At 33.0% G+C, this 20,038-nt stretch carries 20 protein-coding genes; 4 read left to right on the forward strand and 16 right to left on the reverse strand.

What is annotated here, in order from left to right; all coding sequences use genetic code 11:
- Positions 1–117 precede the first annotated feature (117 nt).
- Complete coding sequence (locus tag Q3907_RS08275) at positions 118–1,020, forward strand: hypothetical protein (protein ID WP_301897954.1); 903 nt, start codon at positions 118–120, stop codon at positions 1,018–1,020.
- Between the two features lies 1 nt (position 1,021).
- Complete coding sequence (gene ppk1 / locus Q3907_RS08280) at positions 1,022–3,136, forward strand: polyphosphate kinase 1 (RefSeq protein ID WP_301897955.1); 2,115 nt, start codon at positions 1,022–1,024, stop codon at positions 3,134–3,136.
- Here the strand turns inward: ppk1 and Q3907_RS08285 are convergent.
- The 3 genes from Q3907_RS08285 to Q3907_RS08295 all read right to left on the reverse strand — a co-directional run bounded on the left by Q3907_RS08285 (position 3,133) and on the right by Q3907_RS08295 (position 7,129).
- Positions 3,133–4,074 (reverse strand): glycyl-radical enzyme activating protein, encoded by a 942-nt coding sequence (locus Q3907_RS08285; RefSeq protein ID WP_301897956.1) that lies wholly within the window; start codon positions 4,072–4,074, stop codon positions 3,133–3,135. The two genes, ppk1 and Q3907_RS08285, sit on opposite strands and share 4 nt — an antisense overlap.
- Entirely contained in the window at positions 4,037–6,343 is a 2,307-nt protein-coding gene (locus Q3907_RS08290; RefSeq protein WP_301897957.1) for a formate C-acetyltransferase/glycerol dehydratase family glycyl radical enzyme, read from the reverse strand. Before Q3907_RS08290 ends, Q3907_RS08285 begins: the two co-directional genes overlap by 38 nt.
- A gap of 63 nt (positions 6,344–6,406) precedes the next feature.
- Positions 6,407–7,129, reverse strand: a complete 723-nt coding sequence (locus Q3907_RS08295) for a DeoR/GlpR family DNA-binding transcription regulator (protein WP_295760500.1) — start codon at positions 7,127–7,129, stop codon at positions 6,407–6,409.
- A gap of 64 nt (positions 7,130–7,193) precedes the next feature.
- Between Q3907_RS08295 and Q3907_RS08300 the strand changes: the two genes are divergently transcribed.
- Entirely contained in the window at positions 7,194–8,495 is a 1,302-nt protein-coding gene (locus Q3907_RS08300) for a sodium-dependent transporter (protein ID WP_301897958.1), read from the forward strand.
- Here the strand turns inward: Q3907_RS08300 and yfcE are convergent.
- From yfcE to Q3907_RS08335, 7 genes are all read right to left on the reverse strand, one after another.
- Positions 8,455–9,000 (reverse strand): phosphodiesterase, encoded by a 546-nt coding sequence (gene yfcE / locus Q3907_RS08305; RefSeq protein WP_117926497.1) that lies wholly within the window; start codon positions 8,998–9,000, stop codon positions 8,455–8,457. The two genes, Q3907_RS08300 and yfcE, sit on opposite strands and share 41 nt — an antisense overlap.
- A gap of 47 nt (positions 9,001–9,047) precedes the next feature.
- Entirely contained in the window at positions 9,048–10,697 is a 1,650-nt protein-coding gene (locus Q3907_RS08310) for a diphosphate--fructose-6-phosphate 1-phosphotransferase (protein ID WP_288538715.1), read from the reverse strand.
- A gap of 88 nt (positions 10,698–10,785) precedes the next feature.
- Positions 10,786–11,439, reverse strand: coding sequence for a chloramphenicol acetyltransferase (locus Q3907_RS08315; RefSeq protein ID WP_301897959.1), 654 nt, complete (start codon positions 11,437–11,439; stop codon positions 10,786–10,788).
- 8 nt (positions 11,440–11,447) lie between these two features.
- Entirely contained in the window at positions 11,448–12,311 is an 864-nt protein-coding gene (locus Q3907_RS08320; RefSeq protein ID WP_301897960.1) for an EamA family transporter, read from the reverse strand.
- 66 nt (positions 12,312–12,377) lie between these two features.
- Positions 12,378–12,830, reverse strand: a complete 453-nt coding sequence (locus Q3907_RS08325; protein ID WP_295561795.1) for a peroxiredoxin — start codon at positions 12,828–12,830, stop codon at positions 12,378–12,380.
- An 86-nt stretch (positions 12,831–12,916) separates the two neighbouring features.
- Positions 12,917–14,137, reverse strand: a complete 1,221-nt coding sequence (gene rlmD, locus Q3907_RS08330; protein ID WP_301897961.1) for a 23S rRNA (uracil(1939)-C(5))-methyltransferase RlmD — start codon at positions 14,135–14,137, stop codon at positions 12,917–12,919.
- Positions 14,127–14,720: an HAD family phosphatase gene (locus tag Q3907_RS08335; RefSeq protein ID WP_301897962.1), complete on the reverse strand. Its 594-nt coding sequence runs from the start codon at positions 14,718–14,720 to the stop codon at positions 14,127–14,129. The genes rlmD and Q3907_RS08335 overlap by 11 nt, the downstream gene beginning before the upstream one ends.
- Before the next feature lie 64 nt (positions 14,721–14,784).
- Between Q3907_RS08335 and Q3907_RS08340 the strand changes: the two genes are divergently transcribed.
- Positions 14,785–15,195 carry a peptide deformylase gene (locus Q3907_RS08340; protein ID WP_301897963.1) on the forward strand — a complete coding sequence of 137 codons (411 nt, stop codon included), beginning with the start codon at positions 14,785–14,787 and terminating at the stop codon, positions 15,193–15,195.
- A gap of 24 nt (positions 15,196–15,219) precedes the next feature.
- Here the strand turns inward: Q3907_RS08340 and Q3907_RS10735 are convergent, their stop codons facing one another.
- The 6 genes from Q3907_RS10735 to Q3907_RS08365 form a co-directional block, all read right to left on the reverse strand.
- Positions 15,220–15,354, reverse strand: a complete 135-nt coding sequence (locus Q3907_RS10735; RefSeq protein WP_367881502.1) for a hypothetical protein — start codon at positions 15,352–15,354, stop codon at positions 15,220–15,222.
- Between the two features lie 15 nt (positions 15,355–15,369).
- A complete protein-coding gene (locus Q3907_RS08345) occupies positions 15,370–15,510 on the reverse strand; it encodes a hypothetical protein (protein ID WP_295561571.1) in 141 nt (46 codons plus the stop codon).
- Between the two features lie 67 nt (positions 15,511–15,577).
- Positions 15,578–17,485 (reverse strand): molecular chaperone HtpG, encoded by a 1,908-nt coding sequence (htpG, locus tag Q3907_RS08350; RefSeq protein ID WP_301897964.1) that lies wholly within the window; start codon positions 17,483–17,485, stop codon positions 15,578–15,580.
- A 154-nt stretch (positions 17,486–17,639) separates the two neighbouring features.
- Positions 17,640–18,443, reverse strand: a complete 804-nt coding sequence (locus tag Q3907_RS08355; protein ID WP_301897965.1) for a YdcF family protein — start codon at positions 18,441–18,443, stop codon at positions 17,640–17,642.
- 230 nt (positions 18,444–18,673) lie between these two features.
- Positions 18,674–19,195 (reverse strand): GNAT family N-acetyltransferase, encoded by a 522-nt coding sequence (locus Q3907_RS08360; protein WP_301897966.1) that lies wholly within the window; start codon positions 19,193–19,195, stop codon positions 18,674–18,676.
- 29 nt (positions 19,196–19,224) lie between these two features.
- On the reverse strand, positions 19,225–19,857 hold the full coding sequence (locus tag Q3907_RS08365) for a GyrI-like domain-containing protein (protein ID WP_301897967.1): 633 nt from the start codon (positions 19,855–19,857) through the stop codon (positions 19,225–19,227).
- Positions 19,858–20,038 lie beyond the last annotated feature (181 nt).

Consider the following 20,038-nt stretch of genomic DNA (forward strand, 5'->3'; position numbering starts at 1 on the left):
CTTCGTCAAATGTTTTTTTGATTTTTTTTGGAAAATTTGTAAATTTTATTTAACTAGCCCTTAATATAGTGTTTACACCCAAGTCATATAATATTGACTTGAAAGGGATGAAATACTATGAATATAGGAATAATTGATATCGGATCCAACACAATTCGACTTAATGTATATGAATCAAACAAACATTCATTTCATTTGCTCTTCTCAAAAAAAGAAAATGTTGGATTGATTTCATATATCAATAAAAACAATTTAACTTTAGAAGGCATAAACAAATTAAAACAATGCTTACTAAGACTTAAAAAAACATTAGATACATTAGGAATACACATTATTGATGCATTCGCAACTGCATCCTTACGTAATCTCGACAATAAAGATGAAGTATTGGCTATTATCTCAAACACTGTCAAAATCAATATTGTTCTTCTTTCCGGAACCACTGAAGGAAATCTTTCTTTTAAAGGAGCCATGCACCAAATCGAACGACCTGAAGGATTATACATTGACAGTGGTGGTGCAAGTACTGAATTTGTTTTCTACAAACACTATAACAACTTAGCTACCTATTCATTAAATATTGGTTCTTTAAATTTATTCAATAAATACGTAAAGAAAGTAATACCTACAAAAGAGGAAACCATTCAAATTCAAAAGCGCGTTCAATGCGAACTTGAATCTGTACCCACTCCTAAAGAAATCTCAGAATTTCAAAATCTTGCCGTTACAGGAGGCAATATGCGAGCTGTGCGATCTTTGTTAGTACACTTTGATTGGATAAATCGAGATGAATATATTTTTTCCGCCGACAAAATAAATAAACTTCTACAAACATTAAGTAATAATCGAACAGATACACTACACTTATTTTTAAAAATTAAACCTGAACGCGTACACACTATGTTTTGTGGCCTGTTAATACTTGAAGGAATCATTTCTAAATATTCCATCCAAACCATTCAAATTTGTACAAATGGTGTTCGCGAAGGCTATTTGATTCAAAAATATATAGGAGATTAAAATGAAAATTACCCAAAACAGAGAAATATCTTGGTTACAATTTAACAAGCGCGTACTTGAAGAAGCTGCCGATCCTCGCGTTCCTTTATTAGAAAGAGCTAAGTTCTTATCCATCTTCACAAGTAATCTTGACGAATTTTACATGATCCGATGCGGATCCTTATACGACCTTTCTTTGATTGACAACACTAAAATCGACAAGAAAAGTGGAATGATTCCAAGTGAACAACTTGATGCGATTTTTGCGGAATCAAACAATTTATATAAAATTAGAGATAACGTTTACAAAGATATCAACCATACATTGAATGCTTTACACCTATCTTGTGTTTCTTATAAAACACTATCTAAAGGTCAAGAAAAATTTGTTAAGGACTATTTTGACACAGATATCGCTCCATTACTATCTCCACAAATCATAGATTCACATCATCCATTCCCACATTTGGTCAATAAAGCACAATACTTATTCTTAGAAATCAATGAAGATGGAAATAAGCACTTTGCGCTCATTCCTGTACCCGATTTTGCCAACCGCATTGTCTATATTCCAAATTACGGACATTGTTACATGCTGATAGAACAAATCATGTTCCATTGCATTGAACGACTATTTAAAAATTGTAAAGTATTAAATAAAACAATTGTACGTATCACAAGAAACGCCGATATCAACTTAAACGAAGACCAAATTGATGATGACGACGATTATCGTGAATACATGAAACATATTTTAAAGAAACGAAATCGTTTAGCCCCAATACGACTGGAAATCTATAAAGAGATTCATTTTGATTCATTAGAATATCTTTGTAGTCGTCTAAGCTTAAGAAAAGAACAAGTATTTATATCAAAATGCCCTTTGGAATTATCACATATTTTTAAGATGATTGATTTAGCACCAACCATCGATAAAACGCCTTTATTATATAAAACTTTTACACCACAAAGTAATCCATTATTAACGCCAGAACTTCCATGTATTCCACAAATCATGGATCATGATGTATTACTTTTCTATCCATATCAATCTATGGACGGATTCTTAAAACTATTAAAAGAAGCTAGCGAAGATAAACATGTTGTATCTATTAAAATCACAATATATAGATTAGCTAAACATTCTAAAATTGTTCGCTACTTATGTAGAGCAGCTGAAAATGGCAAAAACGTTACTGTATTGATGGAACTAAAAGCTCGTTTTGATGAGCAAAATAACATTTCTGCCGCTGAAGAGCTTGAAGAAAGTGGATGCCACATTCTTTATGGTTTTGAAAACTACAAAGTACACTCCAAAATATGTTTGATTACATATAAAGATAAAAACGAATTCAAATATATTACACAAATCGGTACAGGTAACTATAATGAAAAGACAAGTAAAATGTATACTGACCTTTCTTATATCACAAGCCGTAAAGAAATCGGAAAAGATGCAGTCACATTCTTTCAAAACATGTCCATGTCAAATTTAGAAGGACAATATCAACATTTATGGGTAGCCCCCAGCAATCTAAAATCTTCCATTCTAAAAGAAATAGATAATCAAATCAATTTAGCCAAACAACACCAACCCGCAAGAATTCGAATTAAGATGAATTCTTTTACAGATTTAGACATCATTCACAAAATCAGTGAAGCAAGTATGGCCGGTGTAAAAATTGAAATGATTATCCGCGGTATTTGTTGTCTATTGCCAGGCCTTGAAAATGCAACCGAAAACATTACTATTCGCTCAATCGTTGGACGCTATTTAGAACATTCAAGAATCTATTGTTTCGGCGATGAAAAAGACATAAAAATATACATTGCCAGTGCTGACTGTATGACTCGAAATACAGAAAAGCGTGTCGAAATCGGATGTCCAATTCAAGATGAAAAATTAAAGAATCAAATTCTTGAATACTTCACCCTATTAATGAGCGATAACATAAAAGCTAGAGAACTTTGTAGCGACGGTCACTACAAGCAGATTATAAGTCAAGAAGCACCATTAAACTCTCAAGAAGAGTGTATGCATCTAGCTATTCAAATAACACAAGAAATCAAAAAGTCAGAAAAAGGATTGATCCAACACATCATTAAATCATTAAGAAAAGGAGCCTACGCTCCTTAATCGATAACTAGATTCTTTATACCATTTTGTTTTGCACAATCATAGAACTCCTGCATCTTTTCACTAGAATACATTTTTGGATTCTCTTTAAAACAATACTCCATATCTAAATACGCATATTTAGATTGAGCTAGAGGATTATAATTCAAGATTTCATAATGAACATCTTCATAACAAGAAACTAGAAACTCTGAAATAGAAGAAATATTCTCAAAAGAAGCAGTCATTGTTGGAATTAAAGGCGTACGAACAATTACGTACGCTTTTTTATTACTCTGAAGTAAATACGCAATATTCTTTAATATTTTTTCATTTGATACACCCGTATACTGTTTATGCAAGTTTTCATCATACAATTTACAATCACAATAAATCTGATCCAAATATGGTAAAGCCTTTTGTACATTCTCTAAATCCGTATATAGACTTGTTTCAATAGCCGTATGAATTCCTTTTTCCTTACAAGCCTTTAATAAATCAATCAAAAAATCACTTTGTAAAAAGGGTTCTCCCCCAGAAAAAGTAACTCCACCTTCTCTTTTAAAGAATATTTCATCCTTTAATATTTCATGAACACATTCTTCTACTGTATACTCCTTGGCATCCATGCTCAAAGCTAATGTAGGACACACATCACAAATTGCGTTCCAATCTTCTTTTATATTTCTTGAAATACAAATTTTATGATCTACACACCTAACTCCACCTTGTTTTGATGCATGTACGCAACTAAGACAATGCATACACTTGGATTCCATATATAAAACTTGTGGTAAATAAGACAATCCTTCTGGATTTTGACACCATTTACAACGAAGTGGACACCCCTTAAAAAATACAGTTGTACGAATTCCTTTTCCATCGTGTGTCGCAAAACGCTTTATATCAAATATATATCCTTTAGATGTTGTCATAACTTGTCCTTGCGATAATTTCATCCTGTAATTCTCCAGCTAGTTCTGTAAAATATGCTGTATAACCAGCAACACGAACCGTCAAAGAACGATACTTGTCTGGATGTGCTTTAGCATTCAATAAATCTTCTTTACGAACCACATTAAACTGAATATGTGGAATCTCTAAGTCAACAAATGTACGCATAAAATTCGCAAACTTATCAATACCCGATTCTGTTTTAAAGAATTCTGGCAAAAATTTCATATTTAATAAGCCCCCATTTGTTGTACAAGAATTATCTAAATGCGATACTGATTTTAAGACAGCTGTAGGCCCCTTTAAATCCCGACCATACACAGCTGATAATCCACCATCAGCCAAAGGTGTTTTGGCAAGTCTTCCATCGCAGCTAGCTCCTACATTTTCTCCCATAGGAACATGGGCACTTACCGTATACATACCTGTATGATATTCTCCATTACGATAGTTTGTATATTTTCTTAATTTATTTCTAAACTTCAATGCCCATTTGGCACCAAGCTCATCCACCCAATCCACATCATTTCCATACTTAGGTGCACGATTTAATAACATTTGGCGCATAACTTCATGATCTGAAAAATTTTCTTTCAAAGCTTTTTCTAAATCTGCTGCATCAATTTTCTTTTCATCATATACAAGCTTTTTTAAAGCTGCCAAACTATCCGCAAGATTTGCCACCTGAATCATTTGAATACCCGACAAATTATAATGTGCACCACCACGCGTGACATCCATTCCTTTTTCCATGCAATCATCAATAACACTTGATAAGAAGGCTGTTGGTAAAATATCAATATGTGCTTTTTCCACTTCTTCTAAACAAGGAATCATTTTATCAATAAAATAATCCATCATTTTTTCAAAGGCAGATTCTAAATCAGAAAATGAAGTATATGTACTTAATGAACCATAATCAGGTCCCATTTGTTTTCCTGTCAACAAACAACGACCATGATTCAAAGTAAGTTCTAACACCTTATTCATATTAAACATACCTGAATCCGACCAACCTAAATTATTGCCTTGTGTTGTAAGTTCCACACAACCCACAATCGCATAATCCATGGCATCTGTATGTGATATACCCAAATCTTCCATCACCTTGACAATTGCCTTATCATTGAAAAATTGTGGCATTCCACTTCCTTTTGAAACAACTCGAATCGCATGTTTTAACAGTTCATCATTCGTACGTTCATGAAGTCGAACGGATAAGTTTGGTTGAGGAAGCCCAATATCTTCTTGTGCCTTTAAAAACATATGACTCAATTCATTACTAAAATCATTGCCATTTTGATCTTGTCCACCCACACAAATATTAAATCCAATTGGAAAACCCGCAAAATATTTTGCGCTATGCGCATTTCTTAAATATACGATCTCATTGAATTTCAACCATAAACATTCAATTAATTCTAAAACTTCACTTTCCTTCAACATACCCGAATCTATATCTTGTTTATAGTAAGAATATAAAATTTCATCTAAACGACCCGGAGAAAAACTAGATGCGTTGCTTTCCATATGTAGTACGACAAATAAAAACCATAATGACTGCAATGCTTCATGGAATGTTGCAGCTGGTTTATAAGCTAGATTTTCACAAATCTTTGCGACATCTTTTTTATTCATTTTTAAAGCTAGATCATGATAGCGAAGCATAAACTTCTGTACACCTTGCATGACTAAAATAACACATTCATAAAATTCTTTTTGTGAATCAGAACATGTCTCTAAATGTTTTTTTGCTAAATCAATATAGCCTTGTGGACCAATCTCTAACCATTCCTTCACATTCGGACAAATATGCCCCTGTGCATGATCGGTTTGATTGACTTTTACCACTTTCGAAATTGCACTGATTTCAGCACCAAAACGATTTTTAATAACATCCTCTAAACTTTTGCCTTTCCAATACGGAACAATCACCTTACGAAAAGTTTCAATATCTTCAGGATGCACATTAAACTTATCTTGAGGACGAGTTGGAATTGTTTCAAATTCACGATCCACCCAAGAAATTCCACTTTCAGGAAAAACAACACCATAACGAACACCCTTTGTACGATTTGCAACAATCAACTCTTCAGGTTCCATACCAATTTCAATTTCATTCAATGCGTTATACAAAGAAAGTGCACGCTTATAAGGAATGGATTTATTTTCATTTTCTTGATATGTACGAGTAATGATCAAAGCTTGTTCAATACTTACAAAGCGTGGTTGAGACAACATTTTATCTTTAAGAATAGAAATACGATCTAACATAGTAAGTCCTCCATTTACAAATCCATTATAAAAAGAACTATGATCAAAATCAATAGTTCTTTATTACTTTTTATTGCTTTTTATTGTTTGCAGAATCCCATAAAATTCATTCATCTTGGCATACTCATAATTTCCCATTTGGTAAAACTTATCCGAATCCGCCAACATATACGATTTTTTAGATTGTTTTAAAACAATACGCTTTGTTTGCCCATCACTTGGCATATAGGTCATAACACTACCAGATTCTACATCTATACCAACCACACCTAAAAAAGCTACATCAAAATGAAATCGTTGAAGAAATTCATCGCACATATTGCCCACAAAACCATTTCTTGCATAGTCAAATTCTCCGCCAATGAATATAGAATGGATTTGACTTGAAGATAGAATTTGAATTACATCCAACATATTCGTAACAACTGTAATACTTAAAATGGGGTTTAACACTAATAACTTAGCCAATTCAATATTCGTAGTTGAAATATCTAAAAAGACGGTCATATTGGGTTCAATCAAATCATAGGCCATTTGCGCTATTTTTTGTTTCTCCTTAGTATTCACATTTTTTCTAGAATTCGCATCTTCTAAATGAACATTTAAACGATTCAATATCGCTCCACCATATATCTTTTTACATTTCCCTTTTGATTCTAAAAAAGCCAAATCTTTACGAATTAAATCGGGTGTTACACCAAAACGCTTACTTAAATCTTTGACTAATACTTTTCCATTCTTTTGTAAATCTTCTAATATTAAATTTTGTCTTTCTTCTACAAACATATATATCTCCTGTCTAATCATTATATCATTTTTATGCTATACTAAGAAGCATTGAGGTATTACTATGAACAAAAATGGAAATTTTAAAAGTACGGTAGGATTTGTATTAGCCTGCGTAGGTTCTGCCGTAGGAATGGGAAATATATGGATGTTTCCTTATCGCTTAGGACAATATGGAGGCGCTGCCTTTTTAATTCCTTATTTACTTTTTATTGCCTTATTCGGCCTTGTTGGTTTATCGGCTGAATTTGCGCTAGGAAGAATGGCAAAAACAGGAACGTTAGGTGCTTATGCATATTGTTGGAAAAATAAGTTTGGTAAATATATCGGATGGCTTCCACTACTAGGATCTCTTGGGATTGCGATTGGATATAGTATCATTTTAGGATGGGTATTTCGAAGCATTCAAGGCGTAGTCACAAACGAACTACTCACAAATGATATTCCAGCTTTCTTTACAAATATGACACAATCCTTTTCGAATGTGCCATGTCACTTTTTAGTCTTGTTTGTCACTTGTTTACTTCTTTTTACAAGTGCTACTAATGCGATTGAAAAAGTAAATAAAATATTGATGCCAGCCTTCTTTATCTTATTTATTATCCTTGCCATTCGTGTCAGTTTATTTGATGGTGCGATTGAAGGCTATAAATTCTTATTTGTACCTAAATGGGAATATCTATTAAATAAAGAAACATGGATCATGGCTATGGGACAAGCTTTTTTCTCCTTATCCATTACAGGTTCAGGAATGATTGTATATGGAGCTTATTTAAAGGATGATGTAGATATTCCAAATGCAAGTATGCAGACGGCAATATTTGATACAATTGCAGCGATGTTAGCGGCACTTGCGATTATGCCTGCCGTATTCTCTTTTGGCATCGATCCAGTCAGTGGTCCTAGTTTAATGTTTTTAACACTTCCAGAAGTCTTTAAACAAATGCCACTCGGTAATTTCTTTGCCCTATTCTTCTTTATTTCAGTAGCTTTTGCAGGAATCACAAGTTTGATCAATATGTTAGAAGCTGTGTGTGAGTCTTGGCAAAATCGCTTTCACATTTCTAGAAAAAAAGCTGTTTTACTTTGCGGAATTATCACATTCATCGTTTCTGTATGCATTGAAAACGGCGATATCGTAGGTAAATGGATGGATATTGTCACTATTTATATTATTCCTTTTGCGGCCTTACTTGGTGCCATTACCATTTACTATGTTTTAGGATGGAATGCTTTAAAGCAAGAGTTAGACAAAGGAAGAAAAAAGCCGGTTGGACCGACTTTTAAGTTCTTAGGCAAATATGTATATGTATTTCTTGCCATCATTATTTTGATTTTGGGAATTCTTTACAACGGTATTGGCTAAGCGTTTCTAAATCTTTCCAAGTAAATACACAGTCCTCTAGGATCATATAACTATGAGGGCTATTTTCTTTTGGGATAGAAACAGAGCCTGGATTCATATAAATAATACCATCACGATCTTCAAGGGTAGGAACATGGGTATGTCCACATAGTAATATATCCCCCATTTTTAATTTAACAGGTTCTAAATGTCCATGTGTACAATAGATAAAAAGTCCGTTTATATCCAACATCGAATAATTCGCCAAACATGGAAAATCTAATACCATTTGATCGACTTCACAATCACAATTTCCACGAACACATAAAATCGAGTCTGAAATGGAATTTAACATCTCAATTACTTTTTTAGGTGCATACTCTTTTGGTAGATCGTTTCTAGGTCCATGATATAAAATATCGCCTAATAAAATCAATCGATCTGGCTTTTCGTATTTATAGGCATCCATGAGTTTTTGGCAATAATAGCTTGAACCATGGATGTCACTTGCAATCATATATTTCATAAGTACTCCTTTTAAGAAAAAAGAATGCCGAAGCATTCTTTTATTTATTATTCACCTTTTTCTAGAGCTAATGTACGAGTTGTTAAATCACATACTTCAGTTGGTCCATAATATTGGATAGCTCCTGGATAAGTATATGCAGTTTCAACAGCCCATGTATCACGGTTTGCTTCGAAATATTTGAATGGTTTACCATCTAATTCAACCAATGCTTTTTTGATAACTGGTTTATCTTCACCATTACGACGTTCGATGTTCATCATCTTAGTGATTGGCATACCACCAGCAACCCATTCTTCAGCTGGTTTAGATAAGTTAGATACTTTTGATAAATATCCATTATATCCGTATTGAATCAACATAAATGCGTTGTATCCTAATGAGTAGCAGTAGTCAGCATCAAAGTTTGATGGGAATGCACAACGTCCTTCGTATCCGAAGAAGTGGTGTAATGCATTGAATTTACCTGTAAATCCTCTTTCAGCTAATTTATCTTTAACTAAAGCTGAGAACAATTTTTCTGATTCAATTAAAGATACCTGTACGTTTCCGTGTGGATCTCTTTCTAAGAATAATTGTTGTTGGATAGTTTGAGGTAAGATTGCGAATACAGCCATTGATTCAGCAGTTAAACCTTTTTCAATGAATGCATATTTTTCTTCCCAGCTACCTAATGCATTAAATTCTTCTGTTTTGTTTCCAGCTAATAATTCGTTGATTTCAGCAATCAATGCTTTAAATTCTGGAACGAATTCAACTACACCTTCAGGGATGATTGCAACACCGAAGTTGTTTCCATTTGCAGAACGTTTTTCAACAGCATCTGCAATGTAGTCAGCGATTTCAGATAAAGATTGTTTTTTAGCAGCAACTTCTTCTGAAATTAAACAAATGTTTGGTTGAGTTTCTAAAGCACATTCCAAAGCTACGTGACTTGCACTACGTCCCATAACTTTTACAAAGTGCCAATATTTTTTAGCTGAGTTTGCATCACGTTCGATGTTTCCGATTAATTCACTATATGTTTTAGTTGCAGTATCAAATCCAAAAGAACATTCGATGTCTTCGTTTTTCAAGTCACCATCGATAGTTTTTGGACAACCGATAACTTGAACACCTGTATTGTGAGCAGCAAAGTATTCAGCTAATACAGCAGCGTTTGTATTTGAGTCATCACCACCGATAATTACGATAGCAGTGATTCCGTGTTTTTCACAAACTTTTGCAGCAACTGCGAATTGTTCTTCAGTTTCTAATTTTGTACGTCCAGATCCGATAATATCAAATCCACCAGTATTTCTGTATGCATCGATATAAGCATCATCGAATTCTACATAGTTGTCTTCTAATAATCCAATAGGACCATTTTTAAATCCGTAAAGAACGTTTTCTTTACTAGTAGCTTTTAATGCATCATATAGACCACAAATAACGTTGTGTCCACCAGGTGCTTGTCCACCAGATAAGATTACACCTACAACTTGTTTTTTAGCTGCAGAAGTATTTTCTCCTTTTTCGAATGTGATTTCTTTTTCTCCGTAAGTGTTAGGGAATAAAGCCGCGATTTTTTCTTGGTCTGCAACACTTTGAGTTGCATTTCCTTCCTTAACACAGATTTCTGAAATACCATTTCTTAACATTCCAGGCAATTTTGGACTGTATTGGTATCTAGCTTTTTGAAGTGGTGATTGATTCATTTTTATATCTCCTTTTCAATTTATACCTACATTAAAAATTTTATAACACTTTGCCCAAAAAGTAAATAGAGCACCCTATTCAAGACCTTTATTTAAGGTTTGATTTCAAGCTTTTTAAACTTACTTCTTTTTGCAAATCAGAAAAAAACAAGCCAATATGATACCCATCCGCTACGGCATGCGCAATTGTAATATTTACAGGCATCTGATAATTATCATCATATTTTCCAGCTGTGATGATTGGAAAGAAGGCAGCACCCCCATTGACCATACGACTTGAAACCGCTGTAAATGCAGTCCAGGGCGTACATGAAACACAATAAAAGTTTGCAGGTTGGCCTGATTTTACCTTAATGCCTCTTTGTTTTTTTCCTAATTCCATATCAGAAGTAATATTTTTGTAGAAAGAATCAAAATCATCTGTAAAATCCGTCCAACAATCTGAAAATGTATGGTCTTCTTTATGGAAGATTGTATAGTTTGGAACCAATGAATCCCACACACATAAATCTCCATTTTTATCTTTAAACATTTTAAAATTATCAATTCGATTTAACACTTTAGTCACACAATAAATCAAAGTCGGATAAAACTTATATCCATTGGTATGACAAAAAGATAATAACTCACTCACATCAATATTAGCCGTCATATTCACTTCAACATTTAAACTGTTTGTATAATATAAATAGTGCTCTTTACGACACCAATTTTCTAAATCAATCTTCTTATATCTACACATAAAATCTCCTATATTATTGCCATTATAACAGTACCTACTGTAATTAAAATTAAACCTAACAATGCCTTCGTTGATAACTTTTCATGGAATACAACACGAGAAAAACCAATTGTTACAAGTATACTCAATTTATCAATGGGAACCACCACACTTGCAAGTCCATCCTGTAAAGCACGATAGAAACATAGCCAAGATCCTCCTGTCGCAAAACCAGATAAAATGATAAACAAGAGTTCTTTATGATCAATAGATTTTATTTCAGACTGCTTATTTTTCACAAATACCATAAGCCAGGCCATGACTAATACAACACTTGTACGAATGGCCGTACCTAAATTAGAATCAATTTCAGAAATACCAATCTTACCTAAAATTGATGTAAGGCTCGCAAATACAGCTGACAAAATCGCATAAATCAACCAGCTTTTATCTAAAGAATTAGACTTCACATCCTCTTTTCTGTTAATCATCAACATTGTACCTAAACCGATCAGACATACACATACTAGTTTAAACAAAGACAATCCTTCATGAAAGAAAATTAAAGCCAGTAATATTGTTAAAATCGTACTCGATTTATCAATCGGAACAACCTTATTTACATTCCCATTCTGAAGAGCCTTAAAATAACATAGCCAGCTAGCACCGGTTGCGATACCAGATAAGACTAGAAATAATAATGTCTTTTCACTAATTTCAGTAATACCAAATAGTGTTCCAGCTAAAAGAACAAGAATCCATGAGAAAACTAAAACCACAATGGTACGTATGGCTGTTGCCACATCGGAATCTGTTTTTGAAATCCCACATTTTGCGAGTATTGAAGTAATGCCCGCAAAAAAGGCAGAACCTGTCGCAAATAAAATCCACATAGTATCACCCAAATGAAATTTTATACCTCATAATCCTTTAATACAAATACAAAAAGGAAGCAGTGTCTAAACTACTTCCAACATATTTTCAGCATCATTGACCGCTTTTACCTTATCATTTGCACGAACAATAATTCCAGATTCATCTATTAGATACGTTGTACGAACCACGCCCATAGATACCTTTCCATAATTCTTCTTTTCTTTCCACACATCATAAGTTTCAATCACTTTTCTTTCTGGATCTGCCAACAAAGTAAAGGCAAGGCCATACTTTTCTTGAAACTTCTTATGAGAAGCCACCGTATCTTTACTTACCCCTAAAATGACAGCTCCTTTTTCTAAGAATTGTGGATATCTTTCAGAAAAACCACAAGCCTGCTTTGTACACCCCGCCGTATTATCCTTTGGATAAAAATATAAGATAACTTTTTTACCTCTATAATCACTTAATTTGTGCATCACACCATCTTGATCTGGTAGTTCAAAATCCGGTGCTTGAATTCCAATTTCTAACATATGTATTCTCCGTTCTCTTGGATAAATTATATCATTCCAAATTGTTTAAACCTACTCATATGCACAAAAGGAAGCATACTTGCTTCCTAACGTTTTTTCTTACTCATTTTACTTGATCTAAATTGAGCTTGTCTTTGCGCTTTTTTTGTAGGCTTAACATTGAATTGTTTCTTTTCTAATACACAAACACTTTCAATATGATCTGTATAAGGGAATAAATCAACCAATTCTAGTTTATTTGTGACATAGCCTTGTTTTCTAAATTGATTTAAATCACGAACCTGCGTTCTTGGATCACAAGAAATATATAGAATCTTTCTTGGATTTAATGCTGTAGCACACTCAATAAAATCTTTTGTCGTACCTGCACGAGGTGGATCTAGAATAATCGCATCATAATGATTATGATACTTTCTTGCCTGGCGCATAAATTCTGTTGAATCCATCGCAACAAATTCAATGTTCTTGATCTTATTTTGTTTCGCATTATATTTTGCGTTTTCAATCGCATCTGGATTCACTTCTACACCCATGACTTTCTTACAAGAATCTGTCATAGTTAAACCAATTGTACCAACACCACAATATGTATCTAGTACTGTATCTGTTTCTTTTAAATCCAACATTTTCTTAGCTAAACCATACAATACTTCGCATTGCTCAGAATGAATCTGATAGAACGAATTGTGTGAAAACGCAATGTCTAAACCACAAAGCTCATCATGAATCATACCATTTCCATATAAAACAATAGCTTCATCCTGCAAAACAATACTTGTCTTTCTTGGATTGATATTTTGTACAATTGTTTTAATTTGTGGAAATTCGCTCGTTAATACACGAACCATATTTTTTCTTGAAGGAAACATCTTTTGACTTGTGACAAATACAACCATCACTTCATCTGTCTTATGTCCCCAACGAATCAATACATGACGCAATAAACCCGTTCCTGTTCTTTCGTTATATAATTCTAATTTCATAGAACCAACAAGTTCTGTTATCTTATTGATAATTTCATTTACCAATTTTGGCTGCATAATACAATTTTCAGTCTTCACAACACGATGCGAATGAGGCGCATATAAACCTGAATATACTTTTCCTTTATCTTTCGCAAAACCAACAATGACTTTATTACGATAATGCGTATCGTTTTTAGCCATATGCACATCACCAACACGAACCTTTAAATGTGCTTTTTCAACTAAAGCTTCCACATCTTTTTTCTTTTTATCTGCCTGCATACTCGGCTTCAGTTTTAAAAGTGAGCATCCACCGCATATTTTTTCTACTTTACACTTCACTAATTTTCTCCTTTATTAAGTCAATGACTTTACTTGAATCTTTAACTTCAATTGTTTCAAATCCCAAATTACTTGCTGCAACTACATTGTCTTTTCGATCATCTAAAAATAAACATTCCGATGCCTTAAGATCATACTTTTTTAATAATATATGAAATATTTCTGGATCTGGTTTAATTTTCTTATATTCATAAGAAAAAACACCGCCATCTATATTATCAAACACATCAAGACTTCTCAAATATTTTGTGTCATCTTCTGGAATATTTGAAAGAATATATACTTTGTATCCGAATCGTTTTAAATCTTTGATATACGCAACATTGTCTTTTAATGGAATCACAAATTCTGTCCAATGATACATCAACTTTTTGATACTTAACTCTAATTCAGGAAATTGTTTTACTCCCTTTTCAATCATCTCTTCCACTGAATAAAGTCCTTGATCATACTCATTCCATAAAGAATCAAAATAGAATGATTTCACTTCCTCTTGTCTTTCATTAAAGAAGCTATAAATCAATTCATTTGAATCAAATTTAACCAATACATTTCCTAAATCAAATACTATATTTTTCAGCATATGCCAATTATACTTGAAAAAAACATCTAAAACAAATATGATTTTTGAAGAAAAGAGGTATGTTATGATTAAACCAATAATGAAAGATGAAGCTTTCTTAGCTATTAAGTCAGCTCCAGCTACAAAAATGGATGCACAAGTGGCTCAAGATCTAAAAGATACATTACAAGCTTATAGTGATCAATGTGTAGGCATGGCTGCCAATATGATTGGTGTTTCTAAAAATATTATTATCTTTGCGATTGGACCGGCACAAATTGTGATGTATAATCCAAAAATCACGAAGAAGTCTAGACCTTACAAAGTCAAAGAAGGTTGTTTATCACTAAATGGTGAAAGAAATACAACTCGTTATGAAAATATTACTGTTGAATATCAAGATGAATCTTTTAAAAAGTGCAAACAATCCTATTCTGGTTTTGTAGCCCAAATCATTCAACATGAAATTGATCACTGCAATGGTATCATCGTCTAAAAAAGTCAGGAAAAACCTGGCTTTTTATATAATTTGAAAAATTCGATCTTTTAGATCCTCTAAATATAAAGGTTTACTGATATGCCCATTCATACCAGCCTTGTAACATTTCTGTATGTCTTGCATATACGCATTGGCACTCATCGCAAGAATTGGAATCTTTTTATCTTTTTTTCAAATTTGTAAAGTGGCCGCAACCCCAACTTCTAAATCATTTGAACTTTCATTTAATACATCACGATAAAAATTTTCCTGCTCACTTAACTTTAGTTTTCCAACACCCTCTACTTCTTTCACTAATTCTTGATACTTCATAATCTTCACCTAGGTTAAATGTATCACGAAAGAAAAAAAGCACAAACTTGAAAGTTTGTGCCTAGAATTATTTCACTAACAATTCACAGATCTTCTTTGAATATGCGATTGGATCTTTGATTGCGAAGCCTTCAATTAAACAAGCCTGATCATATAATACTTCAGCCACTTCTTTAACTTTATCTTTATCAGAAGTGTATAAAGTCTTCAATGTTTCAAAGATTGGATGATTTGGATTGATTTCCAAAATACGCGTTGCCTTCATAGGCATTTGACTTTGGTTAGGCATATTTGCGAAAACCTTTTCCATCTCAAAAGAAATACCTTCACCAGCCGTTAAGCATACTGGATCCTCTGTTAATTTATTTGACAATTTCACTTCAGCAACCTCATCGCCTAAAGCCTCTTTCATAAATGTCAATAAATCTTTATTTTCTTCTTTTGATTTATTTAAAGCTTCCTTTTCTTCCTCAGTATCTAAATCTAAATCTCCTTGAGCTGCATTTCTGAACGTCTTTTCTTTGTAGTTCATCAATGTCTGCATCACAAATTCATCCACTTCATCTGTTAAATAAAGAACTTCAAATTCTTTATTCTTCAATGTTTGAACAACTGGCATCTTATCAATCAACTCAACATCTTTACCAGATACAAAGTAAATATCTTTTTGATCCTCTTTCATACGAGAAACATATTCACTTAAAGTAACATATTTCTTTTCTCTTGAAGAGTAGAACAATAATAAATCTTGGAATTTTTCTTTATCCATACCATAGTTGTTGTAGACACCAAACTTCAAGTTTACACCAAATTCTTCAAAGAATTTTTCATATGCTTCACGATCTTTGGCAAGCATATTTCCAAGTTCATTCAATACTTTCTTTTCAATACGACCCGCAATCAATTTTAATTGGTGATCATGTTGAAGCATTTCACGAGAAATATTTAAAGATAAATCTTGAGAATCCACTAGACCTTTCACAAAACGCAATGAATCTGGCAATAATTCTTCGGCATGATCCATAATGAATACGCCTCTACAATAGAGTTGAAGCCCTTTCTTGTAGTCTTGTGAATAGAATCCTTGAGGTAAGTGTGATGGAATATAAAGTAAGGCTGTAAAACTAGTATTTCCCTCAACACTAAAATGAATCACTTTTTGAGGATCTTGATAATCATAGAAATGATCCTTGTAGAATTGATTGTATTCTTCATCTGTAATCTTCGATTTTTGACGTTTCCATAAAGGAACCATTGAATTTAAAGTCTGATCTTCAACCACTGTTTCATATTCAGGCTTTTCACTTTCCTCAGTACCCTCTTTCATCTTCTGAGTTTCTACATTCATCTTGATTGGATAACGAATATAGTCTGAATATTTCTTAATCAATTCTTTTAATTCATAAGTTTCCAAATATTTAGAATAGTTTTCTTCATCTGTATCTTCTTTTAAAGTTAAAATGATTGTTGTACCATTTGTTTCCTTTGTACAAGGTGTGATTTCATAACCATCTTCACCAGCACTTACCCATTCATAAGCTTCATCACTACCTGCTTTTTTCGTAATAACACGAACATCTTTTGCGACCATAAATGCAGAATAGAATCCAACACCAAATTGACCAATGATATCGACATCTTCATTGTTGTTTTCTTCTTTTTTCTTCATTTCCTCTTTAAAAGCCAAAGAACCACTCTTCGCAATTGTACCCAAGTTTTCCTCTAACTCTTCCTTTGACATACCAATACCAGTGTCCGAAATTGTTAAGGTACGAGCTTCCTTATTTGGTTCAATACGAATCTCAAATTGACTTGCATCCGCATGACCTTGACTTTCATAATAATATTTATCAATCGCATCACTCGCATTCGATACAAGTTCACGTAAGAAGATTTCCTTGTGTGTATAAATGGAATTGATCATCAAATCCAATAAACGTTTTGACTCCGCTTTAAACTGTTTTTTCTTAGCCATAATACCACTCCTTCATTAGCACTCTAATATTTTGCTTGCTAATACTATACAACACCTTTTTAGCAGTGTCAACACCTGTGTGCTAAACACAAAAAAAGAATTCGACTAAACGAATTCTTAGCTTCTTTACCCACTTTTCAAATAATACTGTTAACTATTTTTTAATTACTTTTGATGCATACAATGGATTGGCTTCTCTTGTTTCACTTCCAAAAGCCATCTTTAATTCTTCAAAAACTATCATAACATTTTCGGGAATATCCACATGTGCAATATAATTCTTTCCATTCGGACCATAGCCATTCGCATCATCTGAAAGTCTAGGAATTTCTCCCATCAACAAGTTGACATATCTATTAATTGGCCACATGCCATGTAAATCTTCTTCATAAACCAATTCATCATTCTGGTTCAATACTTTAGCACAATAAGTTGCATAATTAATGATTGTCACATCATTATTGACATATTTTTTTAAACCTGCCGCCATACGCTTTTGCATAGAAGCATCCTGACTTAGAATGATACTATTAAAAGAAATATTGTTTTTTTTCAATAAATCCAAAAGATACGTTATATTATTCCCACAATTTGTAGACTTTGTTTCAAGATAATCTGCCTTACATCCATATACATGTTTAATATACTTTTGAAATATTTCTGCTTCTGATAAATCTGTTGTCTCAATATCCGGATATTCTAAATGAACAACCTGACGTAGTGTATCTGTTGTATGTCCTGCTCCACCAACAATAATATATTTTTTCGCAACGAAGTTTTTAATTCCACTAGCTAAAACATCGCCACCTTCAAGAATACTTCCACCAAATAAAACCATCACATCTACCTGATGAATTCCATATCGTTTAAATAAATCTTCTTGATTTAACGCATCAATATCTCGTGTTCCCAAAAAATTTGCGAGTATATTTATATTTTCTGCAACATTACTATCCATATAAACTCTTCCTTTCAAAACTATCTACAATGGCAAACTGGAAGTTATCAAAGATAAATCTCACAATATTTGAAAATCGCATCCCACTAAGTCACAAAAAATGCAGCGAACTTTTGGAGTCAAACCACACTTTTTACAACGAACTTCTGTTGTATGTGCACATTTTTTACACCGAACTTTGCAAACGTGTGTCTTTGAAATGTAGTAAGTATGCAAACAGGAATTTACATTTACAACATGATCCAATATCTTTGTATTAGCTTACCCTCTTTTAAAACTTCGTTTTCTAATACTCCGCCATTATTGATAATTGATTTGACAGAACCAATGTTGCCTTTATCACAAACCAATAAAACTTTATCCATACCAAGTTTCTTGCATTCTTCTAAAGCCAAGCTGATCATTTTGGTTACGTAACCTTTTCTTCTTTCGCTTGGTCTTATACCATCTCCAATATGACCACCATATTTCAATAAATATTCGTTTAAGTAATGTCTGATATTAACAGCACCAACCATGGTATCCCGGTCTTCATCTAAGCAAAAGAAAGTAGAATCAGGAACAAACCCATCATCCGTAGTTGATATTTCTAAATTATTTAGATAATATTCAAAATCATCATAATCATTTTTAAATATAGCCCATGGCGAAGTATTTGCGTCATGGGTATCGTTATACGATTTCCATTCTTTAATCATTTCTATAATTTGATTTTTGTATTGCAAACTGCCTTTCATTAATTTTAATGCCATGAATTTATTCCCTCCAAATTCCAATTTATCTAAATCTTTCTTATAGGATGTCGAATGACTGTTTTCCATTTTTCCGGTGCAACCTTTCTTGCATCCGACAAATATATTTCATGATGTAGTCTTTGACTATTCATATCATTTGCATATCCATTTTGTTTTAAATATTCATCCATAAGTGCAACTGTAGCTGGTTCATCATCAAAAGATCCTAAGTGCATGATTTGAACACATAAACCTTCATCAATCGTCAAAAACTCTGCCGATGAACAATCTATTTTTTTCTTTTTAGTTGCTGTTTCAACAGCCCATTCAAAATCTTTTTCATTCACAAAATCAGGCAATCGAATGACTGAAATCCAATGAAATGAATCTTTATCTGCATAATTCACACCATCTATATCATCCTGCCACCAGAATCCTTCTAGTGGTGGAACTACATATTCAAAGAATCCTTCAATTTTATAATCCGTCTTATAACTCATTCTCAAAGTATAAGCAATCGCATACAATACACCAATTGCCTGCTGATATGCTCCACCTTCTTCATTTGGATTGCCCTCACCTCTGACCGCAATGTAATTTGCTTCAGGAACATTTACAATCACTGGTTTATTTTTAGGCATATAAAATTCTTTATATTCTTTCTTAAAATTAAAAGCCATAATTACTCCTTAAATTTGGTTTTATCTATTTCTTAAAGTATACCATTAAATATGAAAACTATACAAAAAGACTGATCTCTCAGCCTTTCATTTATAAATACGCTTTGTCTTAATCTATACGATCATAAACTGGAATTTTCAAATTAGTCTTTGCAAATAACCTTTGAACCTTCACCGTCAA

This window comes from uncultured Holdemanella sp., assembly GCF_958348295.1.
Taxonomy (GTDB): domain Bacteria; phylum Bacillota_I; class Bacilli_A; order Erysipelotrichales; family Erysipelotrichaceae; genus Holdemanella.

Coding starts and splice junctions, on each gene's coding strand:
- Q3907_RS08275 (WP_301897954.1), top strand. CDS start 118: ATGAATATAGGAATAATTGATATCGGATCCAACACAATTCGACTTAAT.
- ppk1 (WP_301897955.1), top strand. CDS start 1,022: ATGAAAATTACCCAAAACAGAGAAATATCTTGGTTACAATTTAACAAG.
- Q3907_RS08285 (WP_301897956.1), bottom strand. CDS start 4,074: ATGAAATTATCGCAAGGACAAGTTATGACAACATCTAAAGGATATATA.
- Q3907_RS08290 (WP_301897957.1), bottom strand. CDS start 6,343: ATGTTAGATCGTATTTCTATTCTTAAAGATAAAATGTTGTCTCAACCA.
- Q3907_RS08295 (WP_295760500.1), bottom strand. CDS start 7,129: ATGTTTGTAGAAGAAAGACAAAATTTAATATTAGAAGATTTACAAAAG.
- Q3907_RS08300 (WP_301897958.1), top strand. CDS start 7,194: ATGAACAAAAATGGAAATTTTAAAAGTACGGTAGGATTTGTATTAGCC.
- yfcE (WP_117926497.1), bottom strand. CDS start 9,000: ATGAAATATATGATTGCAAGTGACATCCATGGTTCAAGCTATTATTGC.
- Q3907_RS08310 (WP_288538715.1), bottom strand. CDS start 10,697: ATGAATCAATCACCACTTCAAAAAGCTAGATACCAATACAGTCCAAAA.
- Q3907_RS08315 (WP_301897959.1), bottom strand. CDS start 11,439: ATGTGTAGATATAAGAAGATTGATTTAGAAAATTGGTGTCGTAAAGAG.
- Q3907_RS08320 (WP_301897960.1), bottom strand. CDS start 12,311: ATGTGGATTTTATTTGCGACAGGTTCTGCCTTTTTTGCGGGCATTACT.
- Q3907_RS08325 (WP_295561795.1), bottom strand. CDS start 12,830: ATGTTAGAAATTGGAATTCAAGCACCGGATTTTGAACTACCAGATCAA.
- Q3907_RS08335 (WP_301897962.1), bottom strand. CDS start 14,720: ATGCTGAAAAATATAGTATTTGATTTAGGAAATGTATTGGTTAAATTT.
- Q3907_RS08340 (WP_301897963.1), top strand. CDS start 14,785: ATGATTAAACCAATAATGAAAGATGAAGCTTTCTTAGCTATTAAGTCA.
- Q3907_RS08345 (WP_295561571.1), bottom strand. CDS start 15,510: ATGAAGTATCAAGAATTAGTGAAAGAAGTAGAGGGTGTTGGAAAACTA.
- htpG (WP_301897964.1), bottom strand. CDS start 17,485: ATGGCTAAGAAAAAACAGTTTAAAGCGGAGTCAAAACGTTTATTGGAT.
- Q3907_RS08355 (WP_301897965.1), bottom strand. CDS start 18,443: ATGGATAGTAATGTTGCAGAAAATATAAATATACTCGCAAATTTTTTG.
- Q3907_RS08360 (WP_301897966.1), bottom strand. CDS start 19,195: ATGGCATTAAAATTAATGAAAGGCAGTTTGCAATACAAAAATCAAATT.
- Q3907_RS08365 (WP_301897967.1), bottom strand. CDS start 19,857: ATGGCTTTTAATTTTAAGAAAGAATATAAAGAATTTTATATGCCTAAA.